This is a genomic window from Vibrio sp. Y29_XK_CS5 (genome assembly GCF_024181835.1).
Lineage (GTDB): Bacteria > Pseudomonadota > Gammaproteobacteria > Enterobacterales > Vibrionaceae > Vibrio > Vibrio harveyi.
Genome location: NZ_JAMZAM010000001.1, coordinates 641,733 through 655,886, shown reverse-complemented (window position 1 = coordinate 655,886; position 14,154 = coordinate 641,733). Strand labels below are relative to the sequence as shown.

Genomic DNA, 14,154 nt, shown 5'->3' with positions numbered 1-14,154 from the left:
TTGCCCTTAACGGCGTGTAAGATTTTATTTTAAATATTATACTCCCCTCAATTTTTCGCCTATAAGCATAATTTCGATTTAATGACAAGTTTAATATTAAGACAGCAGACTCAGCATATTGCTTTACCCCTTGTTCTTATTGCATTCGTTATCATTGCTGGCGTATCTTTGACTCATTACTTTCTCACCCCAGAACTTCAGACCACTCCCACAAAATCAACTGCAAAAACAGAAAGTTACAATAAGATAAATAGTAATAGTATCGAGCAGACTTATGAAGCACACTTTCAACGCACCAAGATCACCACAGGCATTATTGATTACTCCTTTGTTGCCTCTTTAATTAATTCCGGATTATCCCCGCATGAGATCAAATCTTTGTTCAAGTTAATCGAAGATGAGTTCAACATTATTGGTTCAGCACAGAAAGGCGACCGATTTTCAGTAAAAATCAAAACCAATAGTTATAATGAAAGATACATTAGTTCTTTTTACTACTCCGGTAGTAAAAGAGACTTTTTCATTATTAATGATGGTAAAGACAATGCTTACGATGAATATGGAAATAAGCTAATTCAAAAGCCTTATTATTCATTTCCACTAGCGAAAGCTTACAAAATTAGCTCCGGCTTTAATTTAAAGAGAAGACATCCAGTAACCGGTTTGATTGTTCCTCATTTAGGGACAGATTATGCAGTCCCAATTGGAACGCCGATAAAAAGTATTGCAGACGGTGTCGTCATCAAATCACGCTACAATCGTTTTGCAGGCAACTATATAAACATCCGTCACACAAATGGCTCTATATCCCGCTACTTGCACTTATCACGCAGCAACGTTCGCGTAGGTGACCACGTAACGAAAGGACAAGCTATTGGTCGCTCAGGTAACACAGGCAGAACAACCGGACCTCACCTGCACATAGAGTTGATCGTTGATGGCGTTCCTGTTGATTACGCACAATACATCAGAAAAGTACCCTCTCCTCTGGTGAACATGCAAATGATGTTAGCAGCAAGGACTGAACGCGCAGAGCTGATCAGAGAATTAAACAAACATGCCTCATAACTCACCTTGTTGGTCTGACGCTCGAATCACCCGGATGTCATTTTCTTTATCGTGATAAGGCACATCATTACCGAGGCATTGATATTCGATTCGAAACTAACCAAAGCGAAGCCAAAGCAACGCTCAAGCCCTTAAATATCGCGATGTCAGCTTGCTCTAACATTTCCGCCCATCCAATAAAGTGTTAAGATCCTCACATGACTCGCTGTAGTGGTATTGAGTGGGGAAACATACCCCGCTCCCCTTAACATCTTCGTTAGTGATGTAGGTAAATTGATTAACCCACCAGCATAACCATGAAACAATAAGGCGATTTTTCAGATGGTTAACAACTCTATCCAGTGGTTTCCTGGCCACATGCACAAAGCGCGTAAAGAAATCGAAGAAGCGATCCCGCAAGTGGATGTGATCATCGAAGTACTGGATGCTCGTATTCCTTTCAGTAGTGAAAACCCGATGATCTCCCAAATTCGCGGTGACAAACCAGTAGTAAAGGTACTGAATAAACGCGACCTTGCCGATCCGGAGTTAACTCAAGTGTGGATTGATCACCTTGAGAAAGAGCAAAACGTAAAAGCAATGGCAATCACTACGTCAGAGACGAGTGAAGTACATAAGATTATGGAGCTTTGCCGCAAGCTAGCGCCTCACCGTGAAGAAATTGGTAAGAACATTCGTACCATGATCATGGGTATTCCAAACGTTGGTAAATCGACCATTATCAATACTCTTGCCGGTCGCACGATTGCCGTAACAGGCAACCAACCAGCGGTCACTCGTCGTCAGCAGCGTATTAACCTACAAAATGGCATCGTACTTTCAGATACCCCAGGAATTTTGTGGCCAAAAGTTGAAAACCCGCACAGTGGTTTCCGACTCGCAGCAACAGGTGCGGTGAAAGATACCGCAATGGAATACGATGAAGTGGCATTTTACACGGTCGAATACCTAGCTGCTCATTACCCAGAGAAGCTTAAAGAGCGTTATCAAATCGAAGAGCTTCCAGAGTCTGATATCGAAATCATGGAAGAAATTGGTCGTCGTCGTGGAGCACTTCGTGCGGGTGGTCGTGTTGACCTACACAAGGTATCTGAAATCCTTCTACACGAACTTCGTCAGGGCACCTTAGGGAAAATCACCCTTGAGTTGCCAGAGATGATTACTCAAGAGCTGATCGAAGTAGAAATCGAAACCGCTCGTAAAGAAGAAGAGAAAGCAAAACGCAAGGAAGAACGTCGCAAGCGTTACCTACGTAACAAACGATAGTTCCTATCCAATCACTGTTTTAAAGCGCGTTTTATACGCGCTTTTTTCGCCGATTTTCCAGGTTTATAACAATCTGAAAAGAGCTTGATACTCCACTTAGTTGTTGTACTTGCTCTCGAATCTATGACAACACTCTGAAATCCTCATCTTGAAGACATCATCGCGAAGTCACGTGGGTATATCTTTTTTATCAGCTTGAAAATCCACAGACTCGTTAACCACATTAAATGGAACGAACCACTCTAAAACGCCACAAAATGGCGTTGTGATTTGACATCTATTCGTTAATTTTTGTAGAAAAAACCAAACAAATTCATAGTGATTTACTATGTATTTTAACGGTTATTTTCTAAGCTCCATCATAGTTAGACTCCCGAAAGGTAAGGAATTCCAAACCGCACCCAACCCTTAAATACCGAGTTTGCAAGCGTACGCAAACTTATGCAACATTGGCAATGACACATCTCTCATATCAGTTAAAACTATATAACTGTCAGCGCTGGCGTTTTTCGTATTACTAAGAGAAATTATTATGAGTGATAAACTGAAAACGAAACCTCTTCCTTCTTTTGTTGAGGAACGCCTAGACTTTTATATTCAAGACTTGATCGAACAAAACGAGAACCAGAAGCACTTGGTTTTGGGTAAGCGACCACAATCCGGAGCGGTGGTCATGCAAAGCAACGACTACTTATCGTTATCCCACAACCAACTGATTCAAAAGGCACATCGTGATGCAATTACCGAGCATGACGACAACGTAGTAATGTCTGCAATCTTCCTGCAAGATGATACTTCCAAGCCTGCATTTGAAACCCAACTCGCCGATTACGTGGGAATGGGAAGCTGCTTGCTCTCACAATCAGGATGGGCGGCAAACATCGGGTTGTTGCAAACGATTTGCCCACCAAATACGCCCGTTTATATCGACTTTTTTGCGCATATGTCGTTATGGGAAGGCATTCGAGCAGCGGGAGCACACGCGCATGCATTTATGCACAACAATATGAACCACTTGCGTAAACAGATCCAACGTCATGGCTCCGGTGTGATTGTTGTCGATTCGGTCTATAGCACGATTGGTACTATCGCCCCACTTCACGACATCTACGAAATGGCACGTGAATTTGATTGTGCATTGGTCGTCGATGAATCCCACTCACTTGGAACTCACGGTCCAAATGGCGCTGGTCTTGTGAAAGCGTTAGGGTTAACCGATCAAGTTGATTTCATTACGGTAAGTTTGGCTAAGACATTCGCATACCGTGCGGGGGCTATTCTTGGTCCTGAAAAGCTAGCTAAGACACTCCCATTTGTCGCGTATCCAGCGATTTTTAGTTCGACGGTGTTGCCACAAGAAGTGATTCGCTTAGAAAAAACGCTTGAGGTGATTAAGGGGGCTGACGATAAACGAACCTTACTGTTCAACCGAGCTAAAGAGCTAAGAACAGGATTAAAACAAATTGGCTTTAATATCCGTAGTGAATCTCAAATTGTCGCTTTGGAGTGCGGTAGCGAGAGAAATACGGAACGTGTACGTGACTTTCTTGAAGAACGTAATGTGTTTGGTGCAGTATTCTGTCGCCCAGCAACAGGTAAGAACAAAAACATCATCCGATTTTCAATCAATGCAGATATGACTTCTCGCGATGTGGACCACGTACTTACCGCTTGTCAGGAAGCATTTAACCATCCAGAACTAGAATTCGCATAACGAATCGATAACGGCACAATTGAATGGAAGCTTGTCGCTGCCGAAAAACAAAGAGCTCAGCACAATGCTGAGCTCTATCGTCATTCCGTTCTTCAATAATGATGCTAGGCAATGAGTACGTTAGGCGATGGAATTAAATCCAGTTCGCTATCTTATCGAACAGTCTGTTTTTATCTGCCGGTTTGACAATAAAATCTGACATGCCAGATGAGCCAATTTTATCGAGAGTCACTGGTGAACTGTCTCCCGTATGGGCAATGATAGGCACGGAAGCATAAGGTTTGTTTGACGCTCGAATTCGACGAGATGTCTCTACCCCATCCATCACTGGCATTTCGATGTCCATTAAGATGAGATCAATGTCATTTGTATCTAATGCGCTTATAGCTTGCTGACCGTCTTCGGTTTGGATCACTTCAAACCCTTGCTTCTCAAGTAACATTGCCGTGAACTTACGCAAGGATTCGTTATCATCAACGACCATAATCGTTCGTTTGTTCGTTGCATCTAGCGGCTTCGTTGATACCTGAGGAACCACATAGTTGGCGTCGTATAGCAAACGATCAATGGTTGCTTTTGTGTTGAGTAACCACGCTTGTGTTTCCACCCAAATCGGCGCAAAAGATGCCTTTCTGGCTCTCTGAATTGGGTGGTGCTCAAACAGATAAACAATACGAGCTTCAGTGAATGAAAATAGTGACTCCATTTTGTCCATATGACTGCCTCGGGCGTCTAGGCTTTCGATATCGACAAAGATCAAATCGTATTCAAATTCATATTCTTTCTTCTTGAGCAGAGCATCAACGTCTAACACCGTAAGGCTAAAGCCCATAAACCGAGCAATGTCCGTCATTTTAGACACTAGAATGTTTTGCTCACTCACAAAGAGTGTGGTTTTTAGCTTGATTAACTCACTTTTGATCTCTTTGACTTCATTTGAGTTAATAGCCGGGAAGGTCATCGTAAATTGCGACCACTCGCCCACTTCTGACTGACACCGAATGTCCCCCCCAAATGAACGCATCACCTTTTTACAGAAAGGCAAACCTAAGCCGTAACTACCCGATTTGCCTGTAGTGTAGAAGTCTTGGAAAATGCTTTGTAACACATCAGGCGCGATGCCTGAACCATTATCCGTAACCACAATTTGATTGCTGAAATCGTCACTGTACATGGTAACGTGGATATGAAAATCTTCCGAACTTCGGTGGTGAAATGCATTCTTAAACAAGTTGTACATGACGTACTTCAACAGCGTATCACTGCCCAAGAAATCAAATTCACTACGCATATCCAACGAAATGGCAAAACGGTCAGTCGCTCGTTTGTAGCTAAAACTTTCAATTGCACTTTCAACGACAGATTGAGCCGAGTGTTTCTGGAACGTCGAACGCGACACTCGGTTTTCATCAATTGAAGTTAGCAGTAAATCAATGGTCTCGTTACCTGAGTGAATGATTTTCATTGCATCGTCACTGACTTCACGCAATAAGGTCACATCTTCGTCACTCAGCTCGTATTGTGCTTTTCTTCCCTCTTTCGGGTTGGGCAACACTGATTGAATCACATCAATTGAAGTCAACAAGCCGCTGAGTGGGTTTCGCATTTCATGGGCGATGCCCGCACCAAAAGACTTAGCCAAGGAAACTTTAGCTTCGTGCTCCACTTGGTTTCGGAAGTAGAACAAGTTACCAAATAGATAAATGAACAAGAAGATTGGTACATGCGTCCAATCCATGGTGAGCTCAATATGAAAGCCTTGAGCTACCCAAGCGAAAAACGTCGCCAAGCCAATACCAGCAAAGGTCTGGGCAAACATAACCCAAGTAATATGAACCAACAAAATATGAAGGAATATCGCCGACATAAACGACATTACCCAAACATTTGACCAGTTGTTCATCAACAACATATAGAAGAAGAAACAAGGTAAACAAAGGGTAATTGCGACTTGATAAAAAGCCGGCAGATACTTTCGCCACTCGAATGGTAGGCGGTTACGATAAATGATACCAAAGAACAAGAAAGAGCAGAGAATTCTCAGTGGCAAGTTTTCATACGGTTGTGGGAACATGAATTCCCATACCACGTAATAAATTGGGAAGCCCACAAAGCCCATCCACCCTACTAAGGTAAGGTTTGGCTCTGCGTACTGATAAACTTTGCGAATCGCGTCCATATTATTACTTAATTAACTCAGCCCTAACGTTTAACTGTCTATTACATTGTTTTCTTATAATTATATATTAGTTATCGCACATAAACAGCGAGGTGTTGTTCAAAAGTTTATGACGGTCTGCTTTAAATTCAATCCGTTACATTCATAAAGGTGATAATTAGTCAAATAACATCGAAAAGTATTTGAAAAACCGGATTATACGCAACAATTTTTACATAAACATATTGCAATTAAGATATTGCCGGAATTTGAACACGTACCTAATCAAATTAACCCAAGGATACCTATGCAAGCTAACTCAATTAAGAATGTCGTATTTGATATCGGCAACGTCATGGTGAGATGGTCACCTTTAGAAATCGTCAGATTGACATTGGGCTACCACGTTGATGCTGAGGCAAAAGCTAAAGCATTATTCGCAAACGATATATGGTTAGATTTAAACAAAGGCTTAATCACAGAAGCTGAGGCAAAAGAGCGTTATCAATCAGAGAAACAGCTGTCTCACAACGAATGTGAGCGATTCTTTTACTATGTTAAGCAAACACAACTTCTGATCTTTGGCAGCGTAGAACTCCTCACACGCATCAAAAGTGCTGGTTATTCCGTGTATGCATTAACCGATAATGTTGTTGAGATTGTTGAACACTTAAAAACAACCTATGAGTTTTGGCCTTTATTTGATGGAACGACGGTTTCCGCCGAACTTGGTTTGCTAAAACCTCAGCCTGAGATCTATCAGAGCTTGCTTGATACTCATCAACTTATCGCCGCTGAGACGGTTTTTCTTGATGATATGCCTTATAACGTAGAAGGCGCTCGAAAACTTGGAATCTCTGCGATTCAATTTGAGAATGCTGAACAATGTGAACAAGAACTCAAAGCACTAGGACTCACCTTCTAAGTGGTATCCCTATGCAGACAAAAAAGAGCAGCGACGTGCTGCTCTTTGTATGTTTAAAGGAAACTCAATCTGAGTTACGAGTAAATAACATTCTCTTCAATGCCACTCACTAGTGATTGCGCGTTAGACCAACGAAACACTTTTTCGAGTACTTCATTTCCGCCCGGAGTTTTCCAGTTTCGCTCCTGACACTCTTGCCCGCCAATATGTTGATAAAACTCAACCGCAGGTTCATTCTGAGAGACGACTTCAAGATACAAACCACTGTCCTTAAAGTATTGCTGGTGCCATTCCGCTACCGCAAGAAGTAGCTGTTTGCCTATACCTCTTCCGCGATAACTGTCATCTACGTGCAATGCTTCAATAAAGCTGCCACGTTCAAAATCATGATTACCAAACACACAAACAAAACCAAGAAGAAGACCACCCTCTTCGGCTAAAACAATGTGTTGGTTGAATGGTGGATTGGTTAAGCGCGTTTGCCATATCAACAGTTTGTCGTCGATGGCTTCGCTATCCAAATAGCCATCACTCAACACACCACGGTAATGGCGCTTCCAACTGTCTGCGTGTAACTGCGCGATGCGTTCATAATCCTTATATTCCGCTAATCGTAATTCCATTACGTATTCCTATGTTCTTGTATTGCTTCTCTAACGAGCTTTGGCATTTTCCACCTCATTAACTGCATATTATTGGCAGATTTTACAAATCTATAGCCACAGCTCATTGATTAATACTACTCATTATTCGTTTAAAAGCAAAATATCCCACCAACGAAACCCAATTATTGCGAGTTTTCGCTTAACGATAGAAATGTCACAACTCGAAACAAAGTCATCGAACTTTAGTTTGACTTACACGTGTACGCTGATATTCTGGCGTACAGTTGTTAGCTCAAAGTTAGGGACACATTGTGAAGCATAATAAACCACCACTTATCTGGTTGAATATATTGATATTTTCCGCCAGTTTTATTCTCACCTTTATTGTACTACCTTGGTATGCATACCACTTCGGTTTAGGCTGGGAGCATCTGATCTGGGGCATTATTGCCTTTAGTTTCACCAACCTCTCTATTACAGCGGGCTATCACCGCCTTTGGAGTCACAAAACCTACGAAGCTCACCCAGTTTTACGATTCATCTTTGCCATCGGTGGTGCTTTCTCTCTTCAAAACAGTGCAATGCATTGGTCATCCGATCATCGTGTTCACCACAAACATGTCGACGACAACGACAAAGACCCATACTCAGCAAAACGTGGGTTCTGGTATTCACATATCGGTTGGATGCTTCGTGATTACAACAAATCAAAAGAGAACGAGTACACTAATTGTCGAGATTTGAAGCGAGATAAAATCGTCGTGTGGCAGCACAAATATTATGTCCCTTTGGCTATCGCAACGAACATTGGTTTCCCACTGGCTCTTGGGCTTCTATACGGTGATATCTGGGGAATGTTCCTAATTGTCGGTGCTGCTCGTCTGTTCTTGAGCCATCACACCACTTTCTTTATCAACTCATTGGCGCACGTTTGGGGTAAACAAACCTTCACCGATAAGAACACTGCTCGTGACAATGGCATTTTGGCATTCTTTACCTTTGGTGAGGGCTACCACAACTTCCATCACATCTTTGAGAACGATTACCGTAATGGCGTTTACTGGTGGCACTACGATCCAACCAAATGGCTGATCAAATCTTGTTCTTGGCTGGGGTTAACAACGAAGCTTCGTACGACGTCAACGTTTCGCATAGAAAAAGCACGCGCGACGCAGTTATTGAAGAAAGCCAAAGAAAAACTAGAGAGTAAGCCAAACAGCCAGTCGATTCGTGATCAGCTTCAGAAGGAGTTCGACGCATTAGTACATCACATGCAGGAGTACTACGAAGCGCGCAAAGAAGTGCTTGGTGAGAAAACTGCAACAGTAGTGAAAAAGTATGAGCGATCCGTTTCCAAATTAAAATACCAACAAATTAAGGAAGAATTTGAACGTCAACAACGCAGTTGGAATCTCTTAGTGCGTCGCTACGCGTAACGTGTAACTCGCGCTTCAATATAAAGACGTCAAAACAAAAGCTCCGTTAATTCGGAGCTTTTTTGTTCAACCAAGCCCCTTTAACGTGATCTAGCTCGAACTATCGCTTTTCTCACTTTTTAATCATTTAGTACGATTTTTATTCGATTGAATGTTCATATTTTCGTTTCTTTAAAATCCAGAAAACTAGTACATAACACCTAAAAAACGTAATTTAAACAATATAATCCAATGCAATTATTTATTAATCTATTATTTGTTTTAGATCATGCTAGCTCTAATTTAGTCTCGTGCCACAGGAAAGAATTCTGTAAATTCCCAGACATAAACTGAAACAGTTTCTTTCTTTTTTTCATAATATCTGGAGACAACCCTATGTTAGAGCTCTTAATTGGCTTGGTAGTGACCATTGCTGTGGGTTATTTCATTGTCAAAGGCTACAAAGCTGCTGGCGTGTTATTAACCGCAGGTATTAGTTTGCTTCTTATGACTGGCATTCTTGGCCATGACGTTCTGCCATCAAAAGTAACCTCAACGGGTAATATGGTGACGGACGCACTAGAGTACGTAAAATACATGCTTCAATACCGTGGTGGCGGTCTTGGTATGCAAATCATGCTACTTTGTGGTTTTGCGTCTTACATGACACATATCGGCGCAAACAATGTTGTTGTAAAACAGTTCTCTAAACCGCTTTCTGTTATCAAGTCTCCATACGTCCTTTTGGTAGCGGCTTACATCGTGGCATGTTTGATGTCTCTTGCAGTGAGTTCAGCAACAGGTCTGGGCGTGCTATTAATGGCTACCCTATTCCCTATGATGACGGCAATGGGTATTTCTCGTCCAGCGGCAGTAGCAGTGTGTGCTTCACCAGCGGCAATCATTCTTTCGCCAACATCAGGTGACGTGGTTATCGCAGCAGAAAAATCTGGTCTCGCGCTTGACGTATTTGCGGTTCAAACCGTACTTCCTGTTTCTATCTGTGCAATCATCGTAATGGCGGCAGCCGCTTTCTTCTGGAACAAATACCTAGATAAGAAAGATAACACACCAATGGAAAGAATCGACGTGTCTGAGATCAAAGCAGATGCTCCAGCATTCTACGCTGCGCTACCTTTCCTACCTATCATCGGTGTTTTCCTATTCAACGGTCGCACAATCCCTGGTCTAAGCCTAGATATCTACACGATCGTGGTTGGCTCGATTTTCTTAGGTGCGGTTATTCATTACGTTGTTAATAAATTCGACGGTAAGAAATCTCTTGAAGATCTAGACTCGTGCTACACAGGCATGGCGGATGCGTTTAAGGGTGTAGTAATGCTTTTGGTTGCTGCTGGTGTGTTTGCTCAAGGTCTTATGTCTATCGGTGCGATCGACAACCTTCTTCACCTAGCGGATAACGCAGGCGCAGGCGGTATCGCACTAATGCTTATCCTAACAGGTTTAACCGTGGCGGCAGCAATTGCAACGGGTTCTGGTAACGCACCATTCTACGCGTTTGTTGAACTTGCTCCTTCACTGGCTGCGAAAATGGGTTTGAACCCTGCGTTCCTAATCATCCCAATGCTACAAGCTTCTAACCTAGGTCGTACTATCTCGCCAGTATCTGGCGTAATCGTTGCTACTTCAGGTATGGCAAACATCAGCCCATTTGAGGTAGTAAAACGCACATCAGTGCCAGTTTTAGCGGGTCTGATTACTGTGATCATCGGTACTATGGTTCTTGTACCAATGTCAGCGTAAGCGCTAATCACAATCATCTAGTTCGTAAAAGCTCGGCAGTTTTGTCGGGCTTTTTTATTTGTATTCCACAGACCTTGTCACCACCTTTCCCCTCTTTGATACCTCGTACTGAATACGCAATACGTCCCATAATTACAAAACATTGCACATTATAAGTAAGTCTAATTTGCTTAATATCTCAACTACTTATATAAAGTCCAAATACATTCACAAAATGGAACTTACTATGACTTCACTTATTGTTTTCATCGTCATCATTTTGCTTATCGCGGTGTTTGCGGTCAGTATTTACAACAAACTAGTGACGCTGCGTAATCGCTTTAAAAACAGCTTTGCTCAGATTGAGGTTCAGTTAAAACGTCGTTACGACCTGATCCCAAATCTTGTCAGCACAGCGAAAGGTTACATGGAACACGAAAAAGAAACCTTCGAGCGAGTCATCCAAGCGCGTAACCAGGCAATTTCGGGTTTGAAAGCAGCAAGTGACGCGCCAGACAGCGATGCGGCAATTAGCCAACTGGCACAAGCAGAAGGCATGCTACAAAATGCACTAGGTAAGTTAAACGTCGTCGTTGAAGCTTACCCAGAACTGAAAGCCAACGAAACCATGACTCAGTTGCAAGAAGAACTAACCAGCACGGAGAATAAAGTCGCTTTTGCTCGCCAAGCTTTCAATGATGCGGTTACCAGCTACAACACTTACAAACAGACTTTCCCACCAGTCTTGTTTGCCAATATGTTTGGCTTCCAAGATGGTAAGTTGCTGGAGTTTGCAGACAGCGAAGCAATCCAAGAAGCGCCAAAGGTTGAGTTCTAATGGATTTTTTCGACCATCAAGATACCGCACGTCAGCGTACCGGGCTTTTGGTGTTTCTGTTCTCCTTAGCAGTATTAATCATCACAAGTTTAGTCAGCGTACTATCCATTACTATTTATTACGTAGTAACCGGCGAGCCATTTGATCAACGCACCGCTATTACTTACACCTTGCTGTGCTTTGCAGGTGTGGCACTGGTCGTCGCAATCAGCTCTATGTTCCGCCTATCTGAACTTTCTTCCAATGGCGGTCGTGGCGTCGCTGAAAGTATTGGAGGTAAGCTTATTTCCTCAAATACAACGGACACAAAACACCGCCAATTACTTAATGTGGTAGAGGAGATGGCGATTGCTTCTGGCATTCCTGTCCCCCCTGTTTATGTGATGCCAGAAGAGCGAGGCATTAACGCTTTTGCTGCAGGTATGAGCATTGATGATGCCGTTATAGGTGTCACGCAAGGTGCGCTCGACAGCTTTTCTCGTGATGAACTGCAAGGCGTCATTGCTCACGAGTTCAGCCACGTATTGAATGGCGACATGCGCATGAACACGCGCTTGATTGGCGTCTTGTTCGGCATTACTTGTATTGCGCACTTGGGTCACTTGGTTCTCGACAATACACACTACACTAGCCGTTCATCAAGAAGCTCTTCCGATTCCGATAAAGGCTTCGCTGTCATCATGCTGATCGCGGTTGTGTGTTTGGTGCTCGGTTGGGTTGGTACTTTATTTGGCTCAATGATCAAAGCAGCTATCTCACGACAACGTGAGTTCTTGGCGGACGCGAGTGCAGTTCAGTTTACTCGTAATGACCAAGGTATTTCAGGTGCGTTGAAAAAGATTGGTGGTCACGCATCTGGCTCTAGCTTGGATGCACAAGCGAGCAGCCAAATGAGCCACATGATGTTTGGACAAAGCAGTTTGTCTGGCTTCACCGGCTTCTTCGCTACTCACCCGCCTCTCGAAGAACGAATCCGTCGCATTGAACCCAACTGGGACGGCAGTTTTTCGCGCAGAAATCATAGCCAAGCTTCGACGTTTGCCCATGAACAAGTCAGCGGATTTGCTTCGGATGCCGATTTCGGCTCTCAAGACCATGAACCACAAAGTGTCACTCCAACTTCCTCAGAACTAAGTGACACAGGAAAACAACTGATCAGCCAATTGCCCCAAGACTTGGTAGACATTGCCCGTGAACCCTACAGTTCGCGCTTTATTGCATTGCTCCTGATCTTTGATGGCAGCGATGTGCAACGTGAGATGATCAAAGGTCATATTCCAATGGTCTCGCACGCAAAGCTGTTACCATGGCTGGATTACGATTTGCCCCTGCACTTAAGACTTCCTCTGCTAGAGCTCGCCATCCCAGCACTTAAATCAATGAGTGAAGGTCAGAAAAACAGACTTTGCCAAGTGTTGCGAGAGTTGTCTCAAACGGACAATCACTACTCACTGGGTGAATGGTGCGTCATTAACTTGCTGGAAAAGCAGCTTCTTGCGCCTTTTGGCTCTACTCGCCAAAACAAGACATTCAAGCAACTCCAAGAAAGCGTGCACTGGTTGCTACGTGAATTGGCGTGGGTCACGCATTCAGAACGAGAAGGCGCACAACGCGCATTCAACGCTTCGCTCACCTCGCTAGGATTTGCAGAAACGACATTGGAAGCGCCAAACAACAACTGGCGTTTAAGTCGCGCTGCATTGGAGCTGTTGTTGCAACTTAAACCCCTTCAACGGCGACAGTTCGTTAAGGCGTGTCGTTTAGCAATTGAGTCTGATGGTAAGATCACCGTCGCGGAAGGCGAATTGTACCGCGTGATAGCGTGTTTCTTGGAAGTTCCAGAACCGCCGCTTACCGTGACGCTTTAACTGCAAAAAGTAAAACGCCAGCGATGATCGCTGGCGTTTTTGTATTCGGCTATAAGTGACGCTGATTAAGCAGCTTTAAAGCGCTCTGGAATCTTAGTGATGCTTTGACGATAGCTGAACCACAAGTAAGTTACCGCTAGTGAGAAGAACAAGTAAGACAAAGCAAACACGATTGGAGATGTAATCAGCTCGGCTGACATACCCCACATTACGCCAATTACCGTAATCGTCAATTTAGATAACATGCCACAGATCAGTAAGAACAAAGCAAGCTGTGGGAAACGCGAACTACGGAATGCGAAGAAGTAGCAGCTACCTACTGCAAGCGATGCAATAGAAAGACCTAGCATGAATGAATGGATGTGATCTGCTGATGCGACACCTGCAGAAACAGAAGCCATAAGTAATAGGAACAATTTCATAAGTCACCTCACTACGAGTAGAGAAAAGCATCCTTTCATTAATGAAAACTCATTTTGCGCCCTATTTTGCTTATCTATTTAGCAATTACAAGCACATTTTTTGCTCAATTTATGTTCACTCCCTCCTTTTGA

At 43.2% G+C, this 14,154-nt stretch carries 11 protein-coding genes; 8 read left to right on the top strand and 3 right to left on the bottom strand.

The annotated features are described in order from the left end of the window. Positions 1-81: 81 nt before the first annotated feature. The 3 genes from NL647_RS03000 to cqsA all read left to right on the top strand — a co-directional run bounded on the left by NL647_RS03000 (position 82) and on the right by cqsA (position 4,048). Positions 82-1,068, top strand: a complete 987-nt coding sequence (locus NL647_RS03000) for a peptidoglycan DD-metalloendopeptidase family protein (protein ID WP_253649599.1) — start codon at positions 82-84, stop codon at positions 1,066-1,068. A gap of 321 nt (positions 1,069-1,389) precedes the next feature. Further along, positions 1,390-2,334 (top strand): ribosome biogenesis GTPase YlqF, encoded by a 945-nt coding sequence (gene ylqF / locus NL647_RS02995; RefSeq protein WP_187993642.1) that lies wholly within the window; start codon positions 1,390-1,392, stop codon positions 2,332-2,334. A 532-nt stretch (positions 2,335-2,866) separates the two neighbouring features. Continuing rightward, a complete protein-coding gene (cqsA, locus tag NL647_RS02990; protein WP_026000191.1) occupies positions 2,867-4,048 on the top strand; it encodes an alpha-hydroxyketone-type quorum-sensing autoinducer synthase in 1,182 nt (393 codons plus the stop codon). Positions 4,049-4,181: 133 nt separating this feature from the next. Here the strand turns inward: cqsA and NL647_RS02985 are convergent, their stop codons facing one another. Further along, a complete protein-coding gene (locus NL647_RS02985) occupies positions 4,182-6,227 on the bottom strand; it encodes a hybrid sensor histidine kinase/response regulator (RefSeq protein WP_253649598.1) in 2,046 nt (681 codons plus the stop codon). A gap of 286 nt (positions 6,228-6,513) precedes the next feature. Here NL647_RS02985 and NL647_RS02980 point away from each other — a divergent pair, with 286 nt between their 5' ends. Beyond that, on the top strand, positions 6,514-7,131 hold the full coding sequence (locus NL647_RS02980) for an HAD family phosphatase (protein WP_154202511.1): 618 nt from the start codon (positions 6,514-6,516) through the stop codon (positions 7,129-7,131). A gap of 74 nt (positions 7,132-7,205) precedes the next feature. Here the strand turns inward: NL647_RS02980 and NL647_RS02975 are convergent, their stop codons facing one another. After that, positions 7,206-7,754 (bottom strand): GNAT family N-acetyltransferase, encoded by a 549-nt coding sequence (locus tag NL647_RS02975; RefSeq protein ID WP_005447141.1) that lies wholly within the window; start codon positions 7,752-7,754, stop codon positions 7,206-7,208. Between the two features lie 293 nt (positions 7,755-8,047). On the opposite strand from NL647_RS02975, the gene NL647_RS02970 reads away from it, so the two are divergent. From NL647_RS02970 to NL647_RS02955, 4 genes are all read left to right on the top strand, one after another. Then, positions 8,048-9,172 carry a fatty acid desaturase gene (locus NL647_RS02970; protein ID WP_017188909.1) on the top strand — a complete coding sequence of 375 codons (1,125 nt, stop codon included), beginning with the start codon at positions 8,048-8,050 and terminating at the stop codon, positions 9,170-9,172. Positions 9,173-9,547: 375 nt separating this feature from the next. Further along, positions 9,548-10,915 (top strand): anaerobic C4-dicarboxylate transporter DcuC, encoded by a 1,368-nt coding sequence (gene dcuC, locus NL647_RS02965; protein WP_005447145.1) that lies wholly within the window; start codon positions 9,548-9,550, stop codon positions 10,913-10,915. 226 nt (positions 10,916-11,141) lie between these two features. Beyond that, the gene (locus tag NL647_RS02960; protein ID WP_005447146.1) at positions 11,142-11,732 is read left to right on the top strand and encodes a LemA family protein; all 591 of its coding nucleotides are present in this window, start codon (positions 11,142-11,144) and stop codon (positions 11,730-11,732) included. Further along, positions 11,732-13,600 carry a M48 family metallopeptidase gene (locus tag NL647_RS02955; RefSeq protein ID WP_114320961.1) on the top strand — a complete coding sequence of 623 codons (1,869 nt, stop codon included), beginning with the start codon at positions 11,732-11,734 and terminating at the stop codon, positions 13,598-13,600. Before NL647_RS02960 ends, NL647_RS02955 begins: the two co-directional genes overlap by 1 nt. Positions 13,601-13,665: 65 nt before the next feature. Here NL647_RS02955 and NL647_RS02950 read toward each other — a convergent pair whose 3' ends face one another. Next, the gene (locus NL647_RS02950) at positions 13,666-14,022 is read right to left on the bottom strand and encodes a hypothetical protein (protein ID WP_005447150.1); all 357 of its coding nucleotides are present in this window, start codon (positions 14,020-14,022) and stop codon (positions 13,666-13,668) included. Positions 14,023-14,154: the final 132 nt, after the last annotated feature.

Coding starts and splice junctions, on each gene's coding strand:
- NL647_RS02985 (WP_253649598.1), bottom strand. CDS start 6,227: ATGGACGCGATTCGCAAAGTTTATCAGTACGCAGAGCCAAACCTTACC.
- cqsA (WP_026000191.1), top strand. CDS start 2,867: ATGAGTGATAAACTGAAAACGAAACCTCTTCCTTCTTTTGTTGAGGAA.
- NL647_RS02950 (WP_005447150.1), bottom strand. CDS start 14,022: ATGAAATTGTTCCTATTACTTATGGCTTCTGTTTCTGCAGGTGTCGCA.
- NL647_RS02980 (WP_154202511.1), top strand. CDS start 6,514: ATGCAAGCTAACTCAATTAAGAATGTCGTATTTGATATCGGCAACGTC.
- NL647_RS03000 (WP_253649599.1), top strand. CDS start 82: ATGACAAGTTTAATATTAAGACAGCAGACTCAGCATATTGCTTTACCC.
- NL647_RS02975 (WP_005447141.1), bottom strand. CDS start 7,754: ATGGAATTACGATTAGCGGAATATAAGGATTATGAACGCATCGCGCAG.
- NL647_RS02960 (WP_005447146.1), top strand. CDS start 11,142: ATGACTTCACTTATTGTTTTCATCGTCATCATTTTGCTTATCGCGGTG.
- ylqF (WP_187993642.1), top strand. CDS start 1,390: ATGGTTAACAACTCTATCCAGTGGTTTCCTGGCCACATGCACAAAGCG.
- NL647_RS02955 (WP_114320961.1), top strand. CDS start 11,732: ATGGATTTTTTCGACCATCAAGATACCGCACGTCAGCGTACCGGGCTT.
- dcuC (WP_005447145.1), top strand. CDS start 9,548: ATGTTAGAGCTCTTAATTGGCTTGGTAGTGACCATTGCTGTGGGTTAT.